General features: G+C 64.5%; 17 protein-coding genes. 7 read left to right on the forward strand and 10 right to left on the reverse strand.

The annotated features are described in order from the left end of the window. Positions 1–109: 109 nt before the first annotated feature. Positions 110–3,619, forward strand: coding sequence for a PAS domain-containing hybrid sensor histidine kinase/response regulator (locus ACVW1B_RS31410; RefSeq protein WP_253606447.1), 3,510 nt, complete (start codon positions 110–112; stop codon positions 3,617–3,619). A gap of 185 nt (positions 3,620–3,804) precedes the next feature. Here the strand turns inward: ACVW1B_RS31410 and ACVW1B_RS31415 are convergent, their stop codons facing one another. Then, positions 3,805–4,983 (reverse strand): YncE family protein, encoded by a 1,179-nt coding sequence (locus ACVW1B_RS31415; RefSeq protein ID WP_253606445.1) that lies wholly within the window; start codon positions 4,981–4,983, stop codon positions 3,805–3,807. 186 nt (positions 4,984–5,169) lie between these two features. Continuing rightward, on the reverse strand, positions 5,170–5,844 hold the full coding sequence (locus tag ACVW1B_RS31420; RefSeq protein WP_057019436.1) for a response regulator: 675 nt from the start codon (positions 5,842–5,844) through the stop codon (positions 5,170–5,172). A 316-nt stretch (positions 5,845–6,160) separates the two neighbouring features. On the opposite strand from ACVW1B_RS31420, the gene ACVW1B_RS31425 reads away from it, so the two are divergent. Then, positions 6,161–7,825, forward strand: a complete 1,665-nt coding sequence (locus ACVW1B_RS31425; protein ID WP_035631004.1) for an MFS transporter — start codon at positions 6,161–6,163, stop codon at positions 7,823–7,825. Between the two features lie 92 nt (positions 7,826–7,917). On the opposite strand, the gene ACVW1B_RS31430 is transcribed toward ACVW1B_RS31425, so the two are convergent. The 3 genes from ACVW1B_RS31430 to ACVW1B_RS31440 all read right to left on the reverse strand — a co-directional run bounded on the left by ACVW1B_RS31430 (position 7,918) and on the right by ACVW1B_RS31440 (position 9,753). Then, the gene (locus tag ACVW1B_RS31430) at positions 7,918–8,391 is read right to left on the reverse strand and encodes a secondary thiamine-phosphate synthase enzyme YjbQ (protein WP_253606443.1); all 474 of its coding nucleotides are present in this window, start codon (positions 8,389–8,391) and stop codon (positions 7,918–7,920) included. Between the two features lie 183 nt (positions 8,392–8,574). Next, positions 8,575–9,099, reverse strand: coding sequence for a hypothetical protein (locus tag ACVW1B_RS31435; protein WP_253606441.1), 525 nt, complete (start codon positions 9,097–9,099; stop codon positions 8,575–8,577). A gap of 30 nt (positions 9,100–9,129) precedes the next feature. After that, complete coding sequence (locus ACVW1B_RS31440; protein ID WP_225160800.1) at positions 9,130–9,753, reverse strand: 2-hydroxychromene-2-carboxylate isomerase; 624 nt, start codon at positions 9,751–9,753, stop codon at positions 9,130–9,132. A gap of 274 nt (positions 9,754–10,027) precedes the next feature. Here ACVW1B_RS31440 and ACVW1B_RS31445 point away from each other — a divergent pair, with 274 nt between their 5' ends. The 5 genes from ACVW1B_RS31445 to ACVW1B_RS31465 all read left to right on the forward strand — a co-directional run bounded on the left by ACVW1B_RS31445 (position 10,028) and on the right by ACVW1B_RS31465 (position 12,675). Continuing rightward, entirely contained in the window at positions 10,028–10,399 is a 372-nt protein-coding gene (locus ACVW1B_RS31445; protein WP_028338953.1) for an AtpZ/AtpI family protein, read from the forward strand. A gap of 72 nt (positions 10,400–10,471) precedes the next feature. Then, positions 10,472–11,221 carry a F0F1 ATP synthase subunit A gene (locus ACVW1B_RS31450; protein WP_016847053.1) on the forward strand — a complete coding sequence of 250 codons (750 nt, stop codon included), beginning with the start codon at positions 10,472–10,474 and terminating at the stop codon, positions 11,219–11,221. Positions 11,222–11,276: 55 nt separating this feature from the next. Then, positions 11,277–11,507 (forward strand): F0F1 ATP synthase subunit C, encoded by a 231-nt coding sequence (locus tag ACVW1B_RS31455; protein ID WP_016847054.1) that lies wholly within the window; start codon positions 11,277–11,279, stop codon positions 11,505–11,507. A 112-nt stretch (positions 11,508–11,619) separates the two neighbouring features. Beyond that, on the forward strand, positions 11,620–12,186 hold the full coding sequence (locus ACVW1B_RS31460; protein WP_076830944.1) for a F0F1 ATP synthase subunit B: 567 nt from the start codon (positions 11,620–11,622) through the stop codon (positions 12,184–12,186). 3 nt (positions 12,187–12,189) lie between these two features. Further along, positions 12,190–12,675 carry a F0F1 ATP synthase subunit B family protein gene (locus ACVW1B_RS31465; RefSeq protein WP_253606439.1) on the forward strand — a complete coding sequence of 162 codons (486 nt, stop codon included), beginning with the start codon at positions 12,190–12,192 and terminating at the stop codon, positions 12,673–12,675. A 128-nt stretch (positions 12,676–12,803) separates the two neighbouring features. Here the strand turns inward: ACVW1B_RS31465 and ACVW1B_RS31470 are convergent, their stop codons facing one another. The 5 genes from ACVW1B_RS31470 to ACVW1B_RS31490 all read right to left on the reverse strand — a co-directional run bounded on the left by ACVW1B_RS31470 (position 12,804) and on the right by ACVW1B_RS31490 (position 18,708). Further along, on the reverse strand, positions 12,804–13,454 hold the full coding sequence (locus tag ACVW1B_RS31470; RefSeq protein ID WP_057019442.1) for a hypothetical protein: 651 nt from the start codon (positions 13,452–13,454) through the stop codon (positions 12,804–12,806). A gap of 116 nt (positions 13,455–13,570) precedes the next feature. Continuing rightward, positions 13,571–14,158, reverse strand: a complete 588-nt coding sequence (locus ACVW1B_RS31475; RefSeq protein ID WP_026191927.1) for a GNAT family N-acetyltransferase — start codon at positions 14,156–14,158, stop codon at positions 13,571–13,573. 212 nt (positions 14,159–14,370) lie between these two features. Beyond that, positions 14,371–15,660 carry a M16 family metallopeptidase gene (locus ACVW1B_RS31480; RefSeq protein WP_253606438.1) on the reverse strand — a complete coding sequence of 430 codons (1,290 nt, stop codon included), beginning with the start codon at positions 15,658–15,660 and terminating at the stop codon, positions 14,371–14,373. Continuing rightward, the gene (thrC, locus tag ACVW1B_RS31485) at positions 15,660–17,075 is read right to left on the reverse strand and encodes a threonine synthase (RefSeq protein WP_253606437.1); all 1,416 of its coding nucleotides are present in this window, start codon (positions 17,073–17,075) and stop codon (positions 15,660–15,662) included. Before thrC ends, ACVW1B_RS31480 begins: the two co-directional genes overlap by 1 nt. A 484-nt stretch (positions 17,076–17,559) precedes the next feature. Beyond that, complete coding sequence (locus ACVW1B_RS31490; RefSeq protein WP_253606436.1) at positions 17,560–18,708, reverse strand: IS5 family transposase; 1,149 nt, start codon at positions 18,706–18,708, stop codon at positions 17,560–17,562. Positions 18,709–18,764 lie beyond the last annotated feature (56 nt).

The following is an 18,764-nucleotide window of genomic DNA, read 5'->3' on the forward strand; positions in this document are numbered from 1 at the left end:
CGTTTCCGACCCCGAATTTGGGCCGGCCGTGCATCGCGCGGCCGGTCCTTTGCGTTATAATCCTGACAACCGGCCCTTCCCCAGCGGCCGGGACAGGAGATGAGCAGCGATGCTGCACGACTGGGGCGTAATCGCCACGGCGTTCGCCTACATCGGATTGTTGTTCTTCATTGCCAGCCGCGGCGACCGCAGCTCGCCGGGCGAGCGCGGCCGCGCCAGCCAGTGGATCTACCCGCTGTCGCTGGCGATCTACTGCACCTCCTGGACCTTCTTCGGCTCGGTCGGCTTTGCCACCCGCACCAGCATCGACTTCCTGGCGATCTATGTCGGCCCGATCGTGATGGTCGGACTGTGCACGCCGCTGCTGCGCCGGGTGATCGCGCTCGCCAAGTCGCAGAACATCACCTCGATCGCCGATTTCATCGCCGCGCGCTACGGCAAGAGCCAGGCGGTGGCGGCGACCGTGGCACTGATCGCGATCATCGGCTCGGTGCCCTACATCGCGCTGCAGCTGAAAGCAGTAGCCTCGTCACTTGAGACCATCCTGAGCGAGGACCAGGCGTTCTCGAAAATCCCTGTGATCGGCGACATCGCGCTGATGGTGACGCTGGCGATGGCGGTGTTCGCGGTGCTGTTCGGCACCCGCCACACCGACGCGACCGAGCACCAGCACGGCCTGATCCTCGCGATCGCGGCTGAGTCCATCGTCAAGCTGGTCGCCTTCATCGCCGCCGGCGCTTTCGTCACCTTCTGGATGTTCTCGCCGGTCGAGCTCTACGAGCGCGCCCTGAAGACGCCGGAGGCGGTGCGCGCGATCGAATATGTCCCGTCGATCGGCAATTTCCTGATCATGACGCTGCTGTCGTTCTGCGCGGTCATGCTGCTGCCGCGCCAGTTCCATGTCAGCGTGGTGGAGAATTCGACGCCCGCCGAAGTCACCCGGGCGCGCTGGCTGTTCCCGCTCTACCTCATCGCCATCAACCTGTTCGTGATTCCGATCGCGATCGCAGGCCTCGTCATCTTCCCGTTCGGCGCGGTCGATGCCGACATGTTCGTGCTGGCGCTGCCGATCGAGGGCAATTCGCAATTGCTCAGCCTCGCCGTGTTCGTCGGCGGGCTGTCGGCGGCGACCGCGATGGTGATCGTCGAATGCGTCGCGCTGTCGATCATGGTCTCCAACGACATCGTGCTGCCGCTGGTCTTGCCGCGCAGCGACGACGCCAGCGCCGGCCAGAAGGACTTTGGCGATTTCCTGCTGAAGGCGCGCCGCTTCTCGATCTTCGCCATCATGGTGCTGGCGTATTTCTACTATCGCGCGCTCGGCAACACCCAGCTGGTCGCGATCGGCCTGTTGTCGTTTGCCGCGATCACCCAGCTGGCGCCGGCGTTCTTCGGCGGCCTGTTCTGGCGCAGAGCCACCGCACGCGGCGCCATGGCGGGCATGCTGGTCGGCTTCGCGACGTGGCTCTACACGCTGTTCATCCCGAGCTTCCTGGAAACCTCGACCGCCGGCCTGATGCTGCTGCAGCACGGGCCGTTCGGGATCGAGGCGCTGCGGCCGCAGGCGCTGTTCGGCGCCGACCTGCCGCCGCTGCTGCACGGCGTGCTGTGGAGCCTCGCGCTCAACATCCTCACCTATGTGCTGTTCTCGCTGGCGCGCGCGCCGTCCTCGATCGAGTTGTTGCAGGCCGACGTGTTCGTGCCCAACGCGCTGGCCCCGATCGCGCCCAGCTTCCGGCGCTGGCGCACCACGGTGACGGTGGAGGATATCCAGAGCACGGTGACGCAATATCTCGGCCCCGACCGCACCCGCGAGGCCTTCGCCTCCTTCGCCGTCGACCGCAACATCGTGCTGCTGGCGTCGGCTCCGGCCGATTTCGAGTTGCTGCAGCATGCCGAGCGGTTGATCGCCTCCTCGATCGGGGCCGCGTCCTCGCGCCTTGTGATGTCGCTGCTGCTGCAACGGCGCACGGTGTCGGCCAAGGCCGCGCTGAAACTGCTCGACGACTCCCACGCCGCCCTGCACTTCAACCGCGAGATCCTGCAGACCGCGCTCAATCACGTGCGCCAGGGCATCGCGGTGTTCGACGCCGATCTGCAGCTGATCTGTTCCAACCGCCAGTTCTCCGAATTGCTGGGGCTGCCGCAGCATCTGGTGCAGCTCGGCATCCCGCTGTCCGAAATCCTCGAATTCATGGGCGCGATCAGTCCGCCTGCGTCCGGCGACGGCGACAGCCTGCTGCAGGCCCGCCTGCGCGCCTACACCACTGAGGGCGAGCCTTATCTGGAACGCTTCACCGACCGCCATCTGGTGATCGAGGTGCGTGCCAACCGCATGCCGGGCGGCGGGCTCGTCATCACCTTCTCCGACGTCACGCCGAGCTTCGAGGCGGCGGAGGCGCTGGAGCGCGCCAACGCGACGCTGGAAAAGCGGGTGCGCGACCGCACCGAGGAGCTGACGCGGCTGAATTCGGAGCTCGCGCTCGCCAAGGGCATCGCGGAAGACGCCAACGCCTCGAAGACACGCTTCCTTGCGGCCGCCAGCCACGACATCCTGCAGCCGCTCAATGCGGCGCGCCTCTACGTCACGAGCCTGGTCGAGCGCCAGAACGGCGGCGAGGATTCGCGCCTCGTCGAGAACATCGACGACTCGCTCGAGGCGATCGAGGACATCCTGGGCGCGCTGCTCGACATTTCCAGGCTCGATGCCGGCGCCATGACGCCGGCGATCACGAGCTTCCGGATGGCCGACCTGATGCGCTCGCTGGAGATCGAGTTCATGCCGATCGCCCGCGACAAGGGCCTCGACCTGCGCTTCGTGCCGTGCTCGCTGCCGGTCGAATCCGACCGCTCGCTGCTGCGCCGGCTGCTGCAGAACTTCATCTCCAACGCGATCAAATATACCCCGCGCGGCCGCGTCTTGATCGGCTGCCGCCGCCGCGGCACCACGCTCCAGATCAGCATCTTCGACACCGGCGTCGGCATTCCCGTGCAGAAGCGCGGCGAGATCTTCAAGGAGTTCCACCGCCTCGAGCAGGGCGCCCGGATCGCCCGCGGCCTCGGCCTCGGCCTGTCGATCGTCGAGCGGCTGGCGCGGGTGCTCAACCACCGCATCGCGATCTCGGCCAATGTCAGCGGCGGCTCGGCGTTCTCGGTCACCGTGCCGGTCGCGACCGCGGTCAACCATACTGCGGCCGTCACCACCGCCACGCCCCTGTCGAAGACGCCGATGAGCGGCTCGCTGATTGTCTGCATCGAGAACGATCCCGCCATCCTCGACGGCATGAAGACGCTGCTGACGGCGTGGGACGCCGAGGTGATCGCGGTGCTCGACGCCGACGGCGCGATCAGCGCGATCGAGGCCGCCGGTGGCCGCGTCACCGGCGTCCTGGTCGACTACCATCTCGACCGCGGCAACGGCGTCGCCGCGATCCGCGAGATCCGCCGCCGCTTCGGCGACGGCATTCCGGCGATCCTGATCACCGCCGACCGCAGCCCTGCGGTGCGCGCCGCCGCGCGCGAGGAAAACATCGCGGTGCTGAACAAGCCGGTGAAACCCGCCTCGCTCCGCGCCCTACTCGGACAATGGCGCACCCAGCAGATGGTGGCGGCGGAGTAGCGCGCGGCGGCGCAATCCGGGCGCGCATCTCGCATTGGATCATGATGCGACTGGATCGAATCGCATCATGAAGGCACGGCAAAGACACGGCGCTCCCTCCCGCAAGCGCGAGAGGTGAAGCGAGCCTGCGCAGTGGCCGGCTCAACCGAAAATCACATGCTCCAGCAAGATCGCCAAGCGTCGGTTCAGTTCGGCCCCATTCCGGCCGACGCCGGGTGCCCTGGCACCTGAAAGCGCTTGCCTGTGTCGGTGACGTTGGTTCCGTCGACCTTGAGGATCGAGAAATCCTGGCTGAGGTAGTTCCCGACCAGGATGTATTTTCCGTCAGGCGTGAAGACCGCGGCCTCAGGCAGTCCGCCGACTTCGATATCTCCGGTCTTGGTCACTTTCTTGCCGTCGATCTTCAGGACCGAGACGCTGCCGTTCTTCTCATGGAAGAACGCATTCTTCATGTTCGAGCCGCGCAGGATCACCGAGACTGCGAGATCCCCCTTCGGACTGACGCCAAGCCCCTCCGGTCCATCGCCGACCACCACGCGATCGATGATGCGCGGCGGCTTCGCTTCGAGATCGATGACGCTGGCCGTGTCGACGCTGCCGTCCGACGCGCCTGAGTTGCCATTGTCCGACGTCAACGCGATCTTGCTGTTCGGGGTCACTGCGACGTTGTAAGGCCATTGGCCGGCCGGCAGGTCTATCTTGGCGTAGGTGACTTTGTCGCCGGCGATATCGAGCACCGATATCTTGTGCCCGGGAAAACGCGCGACCAGCGCGTGCTTGCCGTCTGGCGCGAACGCGACATGTGCGACACTGTCTGGCATCGATATCGTGTCGGTGATCTTGACGTCAGTGCCGTTGACCGAAAGCACGCTGATCGAATTGTCCCCGCGGTTGGCAACCAACGCCGTCTTGCCATCGGGACTGAAGCTCAACCCTGATGGCTGCTTTCCGCCGGCAATGGTCGCTGCCAGCTTGGGCGGGGTCGCCTTGAGATCGATCACATAGATCTTGTTATCCGGCACCTGCTTCAGAGCGTCGCCTTCCTTCACCACGTCGACCGAATCCGCGACCAGCGCCACCGTTCCGGTCGGATCGATAGCGACGTTGACCGGGGGGCCGACTACCGAGTTCTTCAATGGGAGAGAAGCCGCAATCTTCGGGTTCTCGGGATCGGCGAGATCGATGATCAGCACTTGATCCTTGCCGGGCGCTGACAGCACCGGCTTGCCGTCGTCGTCCCACAACAGCTTCTCGTCCAGGCCGACGATCATCAAGGGCTTGGCCTGAGCGCAATTGAAAGAGCTGGTACCGAGAAGGATTGCCGCAGCCAGAGATAGTCCGGCGACGCGAGTGACGGAAATCATGGCGTTCTCCCCAAAAGCACGCGGCCTCTCACGGGCCGATGCCGGACAGGATACTCGGTTTTCGACCGATGCGCAGTTTGAATGGAATCTGGATGGCTTCGCGAAAGCGTGCCATCGGGCGCTTTCGCGCCCCTTTTTTCAATGCCGTGGCCCGAGGCCGGCGATCACAGCTGGAGTTGCTCGGGACTACGTCGGCGGCGTGCCCTGGCGCCACTGGCCGCCGGCGATCTTGGCGGCGGCGATCACGGCTTGGGTGCGGCTTTCGACGCCGAGCTTCTGCAGGATCGCCGAGACATGGGCCTTGATGGTGGCTTCGGAGACGCCGAGCTCATAGGCGATCTGCTTGTTGAGCAGCCCCTCGGACAGCATCATCAGCACCCGCACCTGCTGCGGGGTCAGCGTCACCAGCCGGTCGCGCAGCCGCGTCATGTCGGGATCGCCGGCCGCCGACAGATCGGTGTCCGGCGGCACCCAGACGTCGCCCTCCATCACCTTCATGATGGCATCCCGCAGCGTCTCGACGCCGAAGCGCTTGGGGATGAAACCGGAAGCGCCAAAGTCGAGCGAGCGGCGGATGGTCCCGGCATCGTCACTGGCGGATACGATCACCACCGGGATCGCCGGATACTGCGCCCGCAGATAGATCAGGCCGGAGAAACCGCTGATCCCCGGCATGCTCAGGTCCAGCAGGATCAGGTCGACCTCGGAGTCCCGTTCCAGCAGCGCGGTCAGATCCTCGAACGATCCGGCCTCGCTGATCGTGGCCGAACTCACGACGCTCGACACCGCCTGACGCAACGCATCGCGGAACAGCGGATGGTCGTCGGCGATGACAAGATGAGTATTGGCAGCAGCAGTCATCTCAGTCCCACAAGCGGGCCTTAGGCAAACCCGCGTCGCTCGGTTTTCGCCCGCGCGGCAGTATCACGCAAGCGCTTGATAATACCAGATGCCAACGCGGTTAACCCGCGCAGCTTGTGCGCCGCAATAGACGCCTGCGGAGGCGCTCCATCCTGCTCTTCCTTCAGAAGATAGGTTCGATCCTGAAAAGGCCAAAAGTCTTATTGGGGCGGGTTTCACTGCGATGTTACCTTCATCTCAAGCCGAGGGCCTATTCGGGCCTCACCCGCCAGCCGGGGGCGAGCATGGCAGCAATATTTCGGGGGGAGCAATCCAGATGTCCACTATGACTGCAACTTCGGCGCGGCCCGCCGGCATGACAAAGGATGAGCGTTTCGTCATCCTCGCGTCGTCGCTCGGTACCGTGTTCGAGTGGTACGACTTCTATCTCTACGGTTCGCTGGCCGGCATCATCGGCGCGCAGTTCTTCTCGGACTATCCGCCGGCGACCCGCGACATCTTCGCGTTGCTGGCCTTCGCCGCGGGCTTCCTGGTGCGCCCGTTCGGCGCGATCGTGTTCGGCCGGGTCGGCGACATCGTCGGCCGCAAATACACCTTCCTCGTCACCATCCTGATCATGGGTCTGTCGACCTTCATCGTCGGCCTGTTGCCCAACGCCAAGACCATCGGCATCGCGGCGCCGATCATCCTGATCTCGCTGCGCCTGCTGCAGGGCCTCGCGCTCGGCGGCGAATATGGCGGTGCCGCGACCTATGTCGCTGAGCATGCCCCGCCCGGCAAGCGCGGCTACTACACCTCGTTCATCCAGACCACGGCAACGCTTGGACTGTTCCTGTCGCTGCTGGTGATCCTGTTCACGCGAACCCTCACCGGCGAAAAGGACTTCGCCGACTGGGGCTGGCGCATTCCATTCCTGGTGTCGGTGCTGCTGCTCGGCATCTCGGTCTGGATCCGGCTGCGGCTGAACGAATCGCCGGTGTTCCAGCGGATGAAGGAGGAGGGCAAGACCTCCAAAGCGCCGCTGACCGAGGCCTTCGCGACCTGGAGCAACGCCAAGATCGTGATCCTCGCGCTGCTCGGCCTGACCATGGGCCAGGCGGTGATCTGGTACACGGGCCAGTTCTACGCGCTGTTCTTCCTGCAATCGATCCTGAAGGTCGACGGCTACACCGCCAACCTCTTGATCGCCTGGTCTCTGTTGCTCGGCACCGGCTTCTTCCTGGTGTTCGGCGCGCTGTCGGACAAGATCGGCCGCAAGCCGATCATCCTGGCCGGCTGCCTGATCGGCGCACTCACGCTGTTCCCGATCTTCAAGATGATCACGACCAACGCCAATCCGGCGCTGGAGAAGGCCTATGAGACGGTCAAGGTGCAGGTGGTTGCGGATCCGGCCGGCTGCGGCGATCTGTTCAACCCGGTCGGCACCCGCGTCTTCAGCGCGCCTTGCGACACCGCCCGCGCCTTCCTTGCCCAATCGTCGGTGAAATATTCGACGGTGCCGGGCCCGGCCGGCTCGCCGGTGAAGATCCTGATCAACGACAAGGAAGTGCCGTATACGGACGCCAAGACGTCGAACCCCGCAATCCTCGCGGCGGTGCAGGCGGCGGGCTATCCGAAGCCGGGTGACGCCGGCATCGTGAAGATGTCGCACCCGTTCGATGTCTTCCGTCCGCAGGTGGCCGCGGTCATCGGCCTGCTGTTCATCCTGGTGCTCTACGTCACCATGGTCTACGGCCCGATCGCCGCCATGCTGGTCGAACTGTTCCCGACCCGCATCCGCTACACCTCGATGTCGCTGCCCTATCATATCGGCAACGGCTGGTTCGGCGGCCTGCTCCCGGCGACCGCGTTCGCGATCACCGCCTCGACCGGCGACATCTACTCCGGTCTCTGGTATCCGGTCATCTTCGCCGCAATCACCGTCGTGGTCGGCGCGCTGTTCATTCCGGAAACCAAGGACGTCGACATCACCAAGACCTGACCGTCGACATCGCGATCAAAATGCATCGGCCGCGGAGCGATCCGCGGCCGATGTCATTTGGAGGCGAGGTCTTGAAAGATAGGTCGCGCGTGTCAGCGCGTGGCGCCGACGAATTGCAGCACGATCTCGCGCCGGTGCGGACGGGCGCGATGCTCGATCAGATAGATGCCCTGCCAGGTGCCGAGCGCCATCTGACCGTCGAGCACGGGGACCTGCAGCGAGGTCGCCGTCAGCATGGTCTTGATGTGCGCCGGCATGTCGTCAGGGCCTTCGGTGTCGTGACGCCAGCCGCCGTCTTCGGGCGCTGCGCGGTCGAGCGCATTCTTCAGATCGACCAGCACGGTCGGATCGGCATTCTCCTGGATTGTCAGCGAGGCCGAGGTGTGGCGGATGAACAGCGTGACCGCACCCTCGCCGGCACGCGCCTCGCGCAGGAATTTGGCGACCTCGCGCGTGATGTCGGTAAAGCCGGCGCCCGACGTTTCGACCGCCAGGCGCGACGACACGATGCTGGTTGCCGCGACGGAGGATGGCGCCGAGTGCGTGATGGTCCTCGATGAGTTCATCTGTAACTCTCACTATGTCGTCCCGGCGAAGGCCGGGACCCATACTCCGCGGCCCCTCAGTTACGAAGATTTGGAGTTGCCAGCTTAGCCACCCAACTCCCAGCGGTGGTTATGGGTCCCGGCTCCCGTGCGCAATTGCGCACTAGGCCGGGACGACGCTGGATAGACGGCGCCAGCACAACATCAAATCTTGCCGCCATTGACGTCGCGCTGCACGCGGTTGGCCATCTCGATCAGCCGCCGCCAGGCCCGTTCCAGGAACGACATCATGCGATCCATGTCGCGGTCGCTCGGCAGCGGGATCTCGATCTTGCGCTCGCCCTCGGCGACCTTCGGCTCGGTCTTGGGCTCCGCCTTCTTCAGCTGATCCGATTTCGGCAACGCCTCGTCGGTCTTGGCCGACGGTGCGCGCGCAGCGAGCTCGCCCTTGAGCTTGTCGTTGTCGGCTTGCAGGCGACCGATCTCGGCATCCAGCGCCGCCCGCTCATCCGGCACCATGTAACAGGCCCAGCCGGCGCTGGAATTGGTGCAGGTCGACACGGCGCCGGTGTGCGTGTCGAGCCGCAGGAAACCGTCGCCGGCCGGAGACAATGCGTAGCGGCCATTTTCGGTGTCCGGCGCGGTTTGCGCGATCGCCGCGCCGCCGCTTGCGATCAGGATGGCAGCAATTGCGATGGACAATTTCGACGGCGACATCGCGATGGGCATGGCTTGCTCCGCCTCAACCTGATTCCTGCCCTAGACCACAGAGCTATAGGGCTTGCGGCCCGACTTCAACGCGTCTTCAAGCAATTCGATCCGGTCCTGGCCCCAGAACACCTCGCCATCGAGCACGTATCCGGGCGAGCCGAACACGTCGGCGTCCAGTGCATTCTGGCGATTCTGCTCATAGGCCGCGCTGATCGCTTCAGTGCCGGAGCGCTCGACCAGCTGCCGGCCGGGCAAACCGGCATCGTCGGCGAGCTTCACCAGCGTCTCAGGATCAGCAAGATTAAGCTGCTGCTCCCACACCGCGGGATAGGCCCGTTGCAGGAACGGCTCGGGGTCGAGGCCGGACTCGAGCATCGCGATCACCACGCCATCGGCAAGGCGCCCGTTGAACGGCCAGTTGGCCGGCTGCAGATGAAAATTCAGCCCGCGCTTGTCGCGCCAGCGCTGCAACTCGATCATCCGATAGCGCTGCCGCACCGGATGGCGCTTGGCGAGCGGCAGTCCGCCGGTCTCGGAGAACAGATCGACCAGCAGCACAGGCCGGTAATTTACCTTGAGATCGTAAGTGCTTACGAGTCGAACGAAGGGCTTGTGGCCGATATAGGCCCAGGGGGATTGCAGCGAGAAGTAGTAATCGATCTGGCGCGACATGCGGAACCTGACTGCGTGAGAGGACGGGACTTTCGGCGATCCCAGCAGAGCGGGAATAGCCACGCAATATCGCTCAATGCCACGCAAGCTGTTGCACTGCGATCACTGCGTCACTCTGACCTTGAATATCTCCAAATAAAACCAGCAGAATCAAAGCAATAACTGGTTACGACGCAATCTTGACTTGATTAGACGCGGTAAGTATGGTCCGCGCGGCTTTTGACGGGGACGGGCGCAATTTCCATCATCCGCGGCATCGGTTAGTGTTTGCAGCATGGCTGAGAACACCAACGACGGCGCAAATGGAAGTCGCGATCAATCGCCTCCTGACGAAGCTGCGCTTTCCGCAAGGCTCGGAAGTCTCGATCATCGGTTGTCAGAAATTCGCGACAGCCGCAGGAGCAAGACTGATCAATCCGGTAATGAAAGCGGGGACAGTGCGGCCAGAGCTTCGGCTATGGCGCTCGGTTTTCGTCTTTCCTCGGAGCTGATCGCGGGCGTTGCCGTCGGAGCGGCGATTGGCTGGGGGTTCGACCGTTTGCTGTCGACGTCGCCATTCGGCTTCATCGTGTTAACGCTGCTCGGCTTCGTCGCCGGGGTGGTCAACGTGGTGAGGTCCGCGGGCGTGGCCTCGGGCAAGCGCTGAGCGCTGGCGGGAAGTCACGACATTTGAAATTCGATTACCGGCACGATAGCCGGTGGACCAAGAGCCGCGCGGATGAAAATCGACCCGATCCACCAGTTCAATATCGAGCCCCTCTTCACGCTCGGCCACATCGGCAATCACACGATCGCCTTCACCAATTCCTCGCTCTTCATGCTCATCGCGGTGCTGCTGATTGCGCTGCTGATGCTGGCGAGCGGCCGGGAACTGGTTCCGGGACGGCTGCAGTCGGTCGCCGAGATCTCCTACGAGTTCGTCGCCACCACGATTCGCAGCACGGCCGGCGCGGAAGGCATGAAGTTCTTCCCGCTGATCTTCTCGCTGTTCATGTTCCTCTGCGTCTCGAACCTGGTCGGCGTCATCCCCTACACCTTCACGATCGCGAGCCACCTGATCGTCACCGCGGCGCTCGCGCTTTTGGTGTTCTTCACCGTCCTGATCTACGGCGTCTACAAGAACGGCCTGAAATTCTTCAGCATCTTCGTCCCCCACGGCGTTCCGATCTACATCCTGCCGCTGGTCATGTTCATCGAGATCCTGTCGTTCTTCCTGCGGCCGGTCTCGCACAGCGTTCGTCTGTTCGCCAACATGCTGGCCGGCCACATCGCATTGAAGGTGTTCGCGGGCTTCGTCGCGATGCTCGGCTTCTCGCTGGGCGCGCTCGGCTGGGTCGGCGGCGTGCTGCCGCTGGCGCTCACGATTGCGCTGTATGCCCTCGAACTGCTGGTCGCGTTCCTGCAGGCCTACGTGTTCGCGATCCTGACCTGCATCTACCTCAACGACGCCATTCATCCGGGACACTAAGCGGTCCGGGGAATCTCCACCCACCAATCTGTCTATCTTTCTCAAGGAGCTACATATGGAACCGGCAGCAGCAAAACTTATCGGCGCGGGCATCGCGTGCATCGGCATGGGCGGCGCGGGCGTCGGCGTGGGCATCATCTTCGGCAACTACCTCGCCGCTGCGGTGCGTAACCCGTCGGCCGCTCAGGGCCAGTTCGGCAACCTGATCTTCGGCTTCGCCGTGACCGAAGCGCTCGGCATCTTCTCGCTGCTGATCGCGCTGCTCCTGCTGTTCGTTCCGCTCTGAGCGGCACCCCGGTTCCGCTCTGCGGTAACCCGGTTCCGCTTTGCGGTAACCCCTTCGCGCCGCCCAAGGTTCGTTCCAAGGGCGGCGCGCATGACAGCAACAGGAGAACACCATGGCTGAGAGTCATGGCGAGGCAAAAGGCCAGAAAGCCGGCGCCCACACCGAGACCGACGGCGGACATCACGGCGGAGCCTTTCCGCCGTTCGATTCGTCCAACTTCGCCTCGCAGCTGGTGTCGCTGGCGATTGCATTTGTCGCGCTCTACCTGATCGTGTCGCGTATCGCCCTGCCGCGCGTCGGCGGGACGATCGATGCACGTCAAAACAAGATCGAGGGCGATCTGGCCGAGGCGCAGAAGCTGAAGGACGAGTCCGACGCGGCGCTGAAGGCCTACGAGACCGAGCTGGCGAATGCGCGCGCCAACGCGCAGGCGATCGGCAACGAGACCCGCGAGAAGCTGAACGCGGCGTCGGAAGCCGAGCGCAAGGCGCTGGAAGAGAAGCTGGCGGCAAAGCTCGCCGACGCCGAGAAGCAGATCGCAACGACGAGGACCAACGCCATGAGCAACGTCCGCGGCATCGCGGCCGATGCGGCCGGCGCCATCGTCCAGCAACTTGCCGGCGTCACGCCGGACGCCAATGCGGTCAACAGCGCCGTCGACGCGTCGCTGAAGGGATAGACGATGTTTTACGAACCGGAAACCTGGGTTGCGATCGCCTTCGTCCTTCTGCTGGTCGTGTTCGGCTATCTCGGCGTTCATCGCACCCTGCTGACGGCGCTCGACCACCGCGCCGAGCGCATCAAGGCCGAGCTGGAAGACGCCCGCCGTCTGAAGGACGAGGCCAATAAGCTGCTCGGCGAGTACAAGGCGCGCCGCGCCAGCGCGGAGCGCGAGGCCGAGGAGATCATCTCCAACGCCAAGGCCGAAGCCGAGCGGATCGCGGCCGAAGCCAAGACCAAGATGGAAGATTTTGTCGCGCGGCGGACCAAGACCGCCGAGAGCAAGATCGCCCAGGCCGAGGCCCAGGCCGTGGCCGATGTCCGCGCCGCCGCGGCCAACGCCGCCGTGACCGCCGCCTCGACCATCCTGTCGCAGTCGGTCAAGGGCTCGGTTGCCGACAACCTCGTCGGCAAGGGCATCGCCGAAGTCCGCTCCAAGCTGAACTGACGCGATCTGAACTCCTTAAAAAAGGCCGGCGCGAGCTCATCGCGCCGGCCTTTTGTTTTGGCCAAATTCGTCCGTTTGACGCGTTTTCGTCACGCGAACCGGCGTCCACTTCGCTCGAAAACGCTCTGTTACTTCTTCTTGTGCGGCGCGCGGGCCTTGGGCTCCGGCTTCAGCGCCTGCGGGTCGAAGCCGATATAGAAGATGTAATTGTCGTTGTCGGCCGGCGACGGCGCCGGATAGACGACGTCCTCGGCGACCAGGCTGAACGGCACGCTGCCGCTTTCGTCCATCTGCACCGTGGTGGTGTAGGCCTTGGTCATGATCGTCTTCTCGCCGACGCCGCCCTGCACCACGGCAACGCGCAGCGGCACCTGAATGCTCGGTGGCGCGCCCTGGGGACCGACAATGATCCGCCCCTGAATACCGATCTTGGCCGTGATCTGGCCGCTGTTCAGATTGCATTGCCGCGCCGTGCGCGTGATCGAGGCGAGGAACTTGACGTCGTTGCCGACCGCTTCCTTGCCGTTCGCGGCCACCGAATAGGTCGAGGCTCCGGAGCGGATCTGCACCGGCGGGCAGGTCAGTTCGGCGTCGGCATCGTTGAGCTGCTGCGGCGCAGCGGGCGTCGCCGGCTTGTCCTGGTCGGACGAGCCTCCGCCGAACAGGCTCTTGAAGCGGTCGCTCAGCGACTGCGCAGGAGCTGCCGAAGGCAACAAAGTGGCACCGAGACCGATCGATACCGCCGCTGCGAGCGCGAACCTGATCACCCTTTCACCCATCAATATCCTCAAATTTCCCAACCGGGGTTCCCTGTTTTGCGGCCGTTATAGCAAGGCAATGGCGGCGAACCCAAGGCATCGAGGGTGGCACCGCCATCCACAAAAAGGCTTACGGATCAGCCGCGGAAATCCTCGTGCAGCAGGCCGAACAGCAGATGGTCTTGCCAGATCCCGTTGATGCAGAGATAGCGCCGCGCCAGGCCCTCGCGGGTGAAGCCGCACTTCTCCAGCACGCGGATCGACGAGGCATTGGAGGGAATGCAGGCCGCCTCGATGCGGTGCAGATTGAGCTCGCCGAACAGCGAGGGCAGCAGCACCCGCAGCGCCGTCGTCATGTAGCCGCGATGGGCATGCGGCAGCCCGACCCAGTAGCCGATCGTGCCGGCCTGCACGATGCCGCGGCGGACATTGGCGAGCGTGATGCCGCCGATCATCACCCCGTCCGATTCGCGGAAGATGATGAACGGATAGGAGCGGTCGGCGGCGATATCCTCGGTGTAGCGGCGAAGCCTGCGGCGGAAGCCGGCGCGGGTCAGGTCGTCGGAGGGCCAGATCGGTTCCCACGGCGTGAGATAGGCGCGGCTGAATTCGCGCAATTGCGCCCATTGCGGGAAATCCGACATCTGCGGCGCGCGCAGCAACAGCCCGTGACCGCGCGGCATCAGTGCAGCGGGTCCATTGGACGGCAAACGAAACAGGGCCATGGCCCAACACTCCCCGCCACTTCTCCCTCGCCCCGCCCTTGCGGGAAGAGGGTCGGGGTGAGGGGTCTTACCGCAGATTCGGTCTTGCGGCTCTACCCTCACCCGAAGCCTTCGGCCATAGCCGAGGCTCCGCCTCGGCGTATGTCCTTCAACGGCCGCCGGTAGGCGGCCTATGCTCTCCCCGCAAGCGCGGGGCGAGGTAAGCAAAATTCTTAATGCAGCAGCGTCTTTGCCTTCGACGTCGTCAATCCTTCCGCAAAAGCCACCGCCGTGTCCAGACCCCTGCCGCTGCCGAGCGCGACAACGGCGGGCCGGCTGCGCGCCAGCAGGGCACGGGCGGCGTTGCGGCTCGATTCGACGCTGACCGCGTCGATCCGGGCCACCAGTTCTTCCACCGTCTGCGGCCGGCCATAGGCTAGCACATGGCGTGCCAATTGTTCGGCCCGCGATGAACAGCTTTCCAGCGCCATCAACAGGCCGGCCTTCATCTGCGCCTTGGCGCGGGCGACCTCGGCCTCGGTCAGGGTTTCCACCGCGTCGTTGATGACGTCGACGATGACTTCCATCATTTCCGGCGCATCCGCCGGATCGGTCCCGGTGTAGAGGCCGAAGAAGCCGGTGTCGGTGTAGGGCGCGTGGAAGGTGTAGATCGAGTAGCACAGCCCGCGCTTCTCGCGCACCTCCTGGAACAGCCGCGACGACATCCCGCCGCCGAGCGTGTTGGTGAAGACCTGCAGCGAGAACAGCGACGGGTCGGTCTGCGGCACGCCTTCGAGCGCTAGCGTCAGATGCGCCTGCTCGAGGTCGCGATGCACCACCCGCGAGCCGCCTTTGCCGAACATCGCGACCTGCGGCTTCGGCGCCGGGGTGGCGTCGAAGCTCGCAAACTTCTGCGTGACGTCCTCGACGATCCGCACGTGATCGACCGCGCCGGCGGCCGCGACCACCATGTCGGGGGCGCGGTAATGCGTCGAGAGATAGCCGCGCAGCATGTCGCGATCGAAGACCTTCAGCGTCTTGGCGGTGCCGAGCAGCGAGCGCCCCATCGGCTGCTCCGGATAGCAGAGCTCGTTGAGATGCTCGAACACGACGTCGTCGGGCGTATCCTGCGCCGCGCCGATCTCCTGCACGATGACGCTCTTCTCGCGCTCCAGCTCGTCCGGCACGAAGGACGGGTTGGCGAGGATGTCGGACAGCACGTCGAGCGCCAGCGGCACGTCGGCCTTCATCACCCGCGCATAATAGGCCGTGGTCTCGGTCGAGGTCCCGGCATTGAGGTCGCCGCCGACCGCCTCGATCTCCTCGACGATCTCGCGCGAGGAGCGCCGCGCCGTGCCCTTGAACGCCATGTGTTCGAGCAGATGCGAGATGCCGTGCTCGTTCGGCTTCTCGTCGCGCCCGCCGACGCCGGCCCAGACCCCGAGCGCCGCGGTTTCCAGATGCGGCATGGTGTCGGTGACGATTGTCAGTCCGCTCGGCAGCTTGGTGATTTCAACGCCCATCAGGCAACTCCCTGCTTGGCAGCACGGCTGACCGACAGCACGAAGCGCTCGACCTCGGCGGAATCATTCTTCATGACCGTGATGTGTTCGGATTTGCTCATCAGGCCTCCGAGCCAGACCGGCAGCTGCGGACGCACCCCGCAGGCGGCTTCCACCGCGTCGGGGAATTTGGCCGCGTGCGCGGTCGACAGCACGATGTTCGGGATCCTGGAATCCGAGGTGTCGCGGTCGGCGACCGCGAGCGCCACCGCGGTGTGGGGATCGACCAGATCGCCCGCCTCGCGCCAGGCGGCGCGGATCGCGGCCGCCGTCTCGGTCTCGTCGGCGCGGCCGGCGTCGAACTCACGGCGCACGGCGGCCAGCGTCGCATCCGGCAGCACGAAACGGCCGGACTGCTTCAGCGAGGCCATCAGGCGGCGGACCTGATCGGCGTCGCGGCCGCTCGCCTCGAACAGCAGCCGCTCGAAGTTCGACGACACCTGGATGTCCATCGACGGCGACGTCGTGGCGTGTACCTCGCGCACCTCGTAGATGCCGGTCTTCAGCGTGCGCGCCAGGATGTCGTTGACGTTGGCGGCGATGCGCAAGTTCCGGATCGGCAGCCCCATCCGCTTGGCGACATAGCCCGCGAAGATGTCGCCGAAATTGCCGGTCGGCACCGTGAAGTCGACGGTGCGCTGCGGCGAGCCGAGCGCGACCGCCGAGGTGAAGTAATAGACCACCTGCGCGACGATGCGCGCCCAGTTGATCGAGTTGACGCCCGACAGCGCCACCTGGTCGCGGAAGCGATGGTTGTTGAACATCGCCTTCACCAGCGCCTGGCAATCGTCGAAGGTGCCTTCGATCGCGAGCGCGTGGACGTTGGCGGCGCCGGTCGTCGTCATCATGCGGCGCTGCACCTCGGAGATGCGGCCGTTCGGGAACAGCACGACGAGGTCGACATTGTCGAGATTGGCAAAAGCCTCGACCGCGGCGCCACCGGTATCGCCCGAGGTCGCGACCACGATGGTGGTGCGCTGCGCGCGCTTGGCCAGCACGTGATCCATCAGCCGCGAGATCAGCTGCATCGCGACGTCCTTGAACGCCAGCGTCGGCCCGTGGAACAGCTCGAGCAGGAACTGGTTCGGCCCGGCCTGGTCGAGCGGCACCACCGCGGGATGGCGGAAGGTGGCATAGGCCTCGTTGGCCATGCGGCCGAGCTCGGCGTCGGAAATCTCGCCGGCGACAAACGGACGGATGATCTCGACCGCGACCTCCCAATAGGGACGGCCGAAGAAGGTAGCGATGGTCTCGGGCGACAGTTGCGGCCAGGTCTCGGGCACGTAGAGCCCGCCGTCACGGGCAAGCCCGGTCAGCATCACATCGCAGAAGCCAAGCACCGGGGCCTCACCCCTGGTCGAAATATACCGCGTCAAACCGCCCTCCAAAGGCTTCGATCCGAGCCTTAAGCCTTTGATATCATGGAATTATCGAGTTCGCTCCATGCGACCCGAACGGTTCACCATAGAAGATCGGCCCGGCAATGGGTAGCCCGAAGCGCGCGCCTCGGGGTCGCGGGGCGAGTGACAAGGGGTATCGCTCGCGACCGACCGCCAGCTGCGCCGCATTCACCAATGTCGTCCTGACGAAAGCCAGGACCCATAGCCACCGCACTTGATGATGAACGGGATCGTGGCCCCAGCATCGCACAACAGTTCTCATTTGGGGTAATGGGTCCTGGCTTTCGCCAGGACGACGATGAGGATGGTTCGTGATTCAAGACGTCAAACACCGCGGTGTCATCATGCGCGCATGCGAGGGCTTTGCGAAAGTCGAGCAATCGACAGGGGCGGGCGCTGGTTGTTTGGGCCTGTTAGTGGCTTGGATGGGTCAGCCATGATGGCTGGATGGCTGGTTTGGTTAGGCGATCTGGGGTGGCGTCCTGGCCCATCGCTGGAGATTGATCGCAGTCGCGGCGAGCTGGAAAGCTGCGGCATTGCGCATCAGGCCCCGATAGCGGGCACGCGCCAGACCGTAGACGCGCTTGAGCAATGCGAACAACGGCTCGATCGGCGCGCGTCGATGCGAGATGACCGCATTACGACGCACCGCCCAAGGTCCCAAGCGAAGCCAGCGGTTGTGTCTGCGCATGATGCCGTCGCGAATATCCATCTCCTTCAACCGCACGCGTCGCGCGATGGTATCGTAGGCTTTGTCAGCGTAGACCGTTGCCTCGTCGCCGCAGATCAGCCCGTCGGCGGGCACGGTGTCGTTGACATTGGCTGGCGTAAAGGCGAGGCGCCGGATGATGCGACTGCCTTGGTCCATCGCCACGTGCATCTTGTAGCCGAAGGCATATTTGCCGTCCTTCTTGGTCCAGGCAGCGTCAGGATCGTGCGCGCTTTTGACCAGTTTGCTGGCCGGCCGCCCGTCCGCATCCGGGGGCAAATCGGGATCCGGTGGTTCGGGTGGATTTACCGCCGAGCGGATCAGCGAAGCGTCGATCAATGTGCCGCGCTTCAAGACGAAGCCGGACTTCTCGATCTGCGCCGTAATCAGGGCGAAAGCGCGCTCCGCCAGCCCGCTCTTGGCCAGTTGTTCGCGGAAACGCCACAGCGTGGAATGATCCGGCACCGGCTCACTCAGCGACAGGCCCAGAAAGCGCCGGAACGACAGGCGGTCCACCAGTGCTTCCTCAAGTCCCGGATCCGACAGACCATACCATTGCTGCAGCAACAGCGCCTTAAACAGCGCCAGCGACGGGTAAGCTGGCGCCCCCATCGACCCGCTGCGCAAGCCGCTCAGCAGCGCTTCAATCGCGTTCCAGTCGACCAGTTCCGACACTCGCTGCAATGGCGCATTGGCCCTGGCCGCGTCATTCATCAGCCCATCTGTAAAGCTCAATTGACCAATCTGGCGCTCCGCCATCCGACCCTCCGGCGAATCCTTCACCAAAAGAGAATCATCCCGGGCGACTTCTGCAAAGCCCTCGCGCATGCGGGTGATCCAGTATTCCAGGGGCTGTCGTTGCTTGAGCCGATGGGCCGCGGCGTACTGGATCGCCCGCATCTACCGGTGTCGTCCCCGCGTCTTTCGCAGGGACGACAGCAAATGTGTGGTGCCGC

Source organism: Bradyrhizobium sp. USDA 4502 (genome assembly GCF_054063355.1).

Excerpts from the sequence above, each read along its gene's own strand:
- ACVW1B_RS31410 (WP_253606447.1), top strand. The coding sequence starts at position 110 with ATGCTGCACGACTGGGGCGTAATCGCCACGGCGTTCGCCTACATCGGA.
- ACVW1B_RS31415 (WP_253606445.1), bottom strand. The coding sequence starts at position 4,983 with ATGATTTCCGTCACTCGCGTCGCCGGACTATCTCTGGCTGCGGCAATC.
- ACVW1B_RS31420 (WP_057019436.1), bottom strand. The coding sequence starts at position 5,844 with ATGACTGCTGCTGCCAATACTCATCTTGTCATCGCCGACGACCATCCG.
- ACVW1B_RS31425 (WP_035631004.1), top strand. The coding sequence starts at position 6,161 with ATGTCCACTATGACTGCAACTTCGGCGCGGCCCGCCGGCATGACAAAG.
- ACVW1B_RS31430 (WP_253606443.1), bottom strand. The coding sequence starts at position 8,391 with ATGAACTCATCGAGGACCATCACGCACTCGGCGCCATCCTCCGTCGCG.
- ACVW1B_RS31435 (WP_253606441.1), bottom strand. The coding sequence starts at position 9,099 with ATGCCCATCGCGATGTCGCCGTCGAAATTGTCCATCGCAATTGCTGCC.
- ACVW1B_RS31440 (WP_225160800.1), bottom strand. The coding sequence starts at position 9,753 with ATGTCGCGCCAGATCGATTACTACTTCTCGCTGCAATCCCCCTGGGCC.
- ACVW1B_RS31445 (WP_028338953.1), top strand. The coding sequence starts at position 10,028 with ATGGCTGAGAACACCAACGACGGCGCAAATGGAAGTCGCGATCAATCG.
- ACVW1B_RS31450 (WP_016847053.1), top strand. The coding sequence starts at position 10,472 with ATGAAAATCGACCCGATCCACCAGTTCAATATCGAGCCCCTCTTCACG.
- ACVW1B_RS31455 (WP_016847054.1), top strand. The coding sequence starts at position 11,277 with ATGGAACCGGCAGCAGCAAAACTTATCGGCGCGGGCATCGCGTGCATC.
- ACVW1B_RS31460 (WP_076830944.1), top strand. The coding sequence starts at position 11,620 with ATGGCTGAGAGTCATGGCGAGGCAAAAGGCCAGAAAGCCGGCGCCCAC.
- ACVW1B_RS31465 (WP_253606439.1), top strand. The coding sequence starts at position 12,190 with ATGTTTTACGAACCGGAAACCTGGGTTGCGATCGCCTTCGTCCTTCTG.
- ACVW1B_RS31470 (WP_057019442.1), bottom strand. The coding sequence starts at position 13,454 with ATGGGTGAAAGGGTGATCAGGTTCGCGCTCGCAGCGGCGGTATCGATC.
- ACVW1B_RS31475 (WP_026191927.1), bottom strand. The coding sequence starts at position 14,158 with ATGGCCCTGTTTCGTTTGCCGTCCAATGGACCCGCTGCACTGATGCCG.
- ACVW1B_RS31480 (WP_253606438.1), bottom strand. The coding sequence starts at position 15,660 with ATGGGCGTTGAAATCACCAAGCTGCCGAGCGGACTGACAATCGTCACC.
- ACVW1B_RS31490 (WP_253606436.1), bottom strand. The coding sequence starts at position 18,708 with ATGCGGGCGATCCAGTACGCCGCGGCCCATCGGCTCAAGCAACGACAG.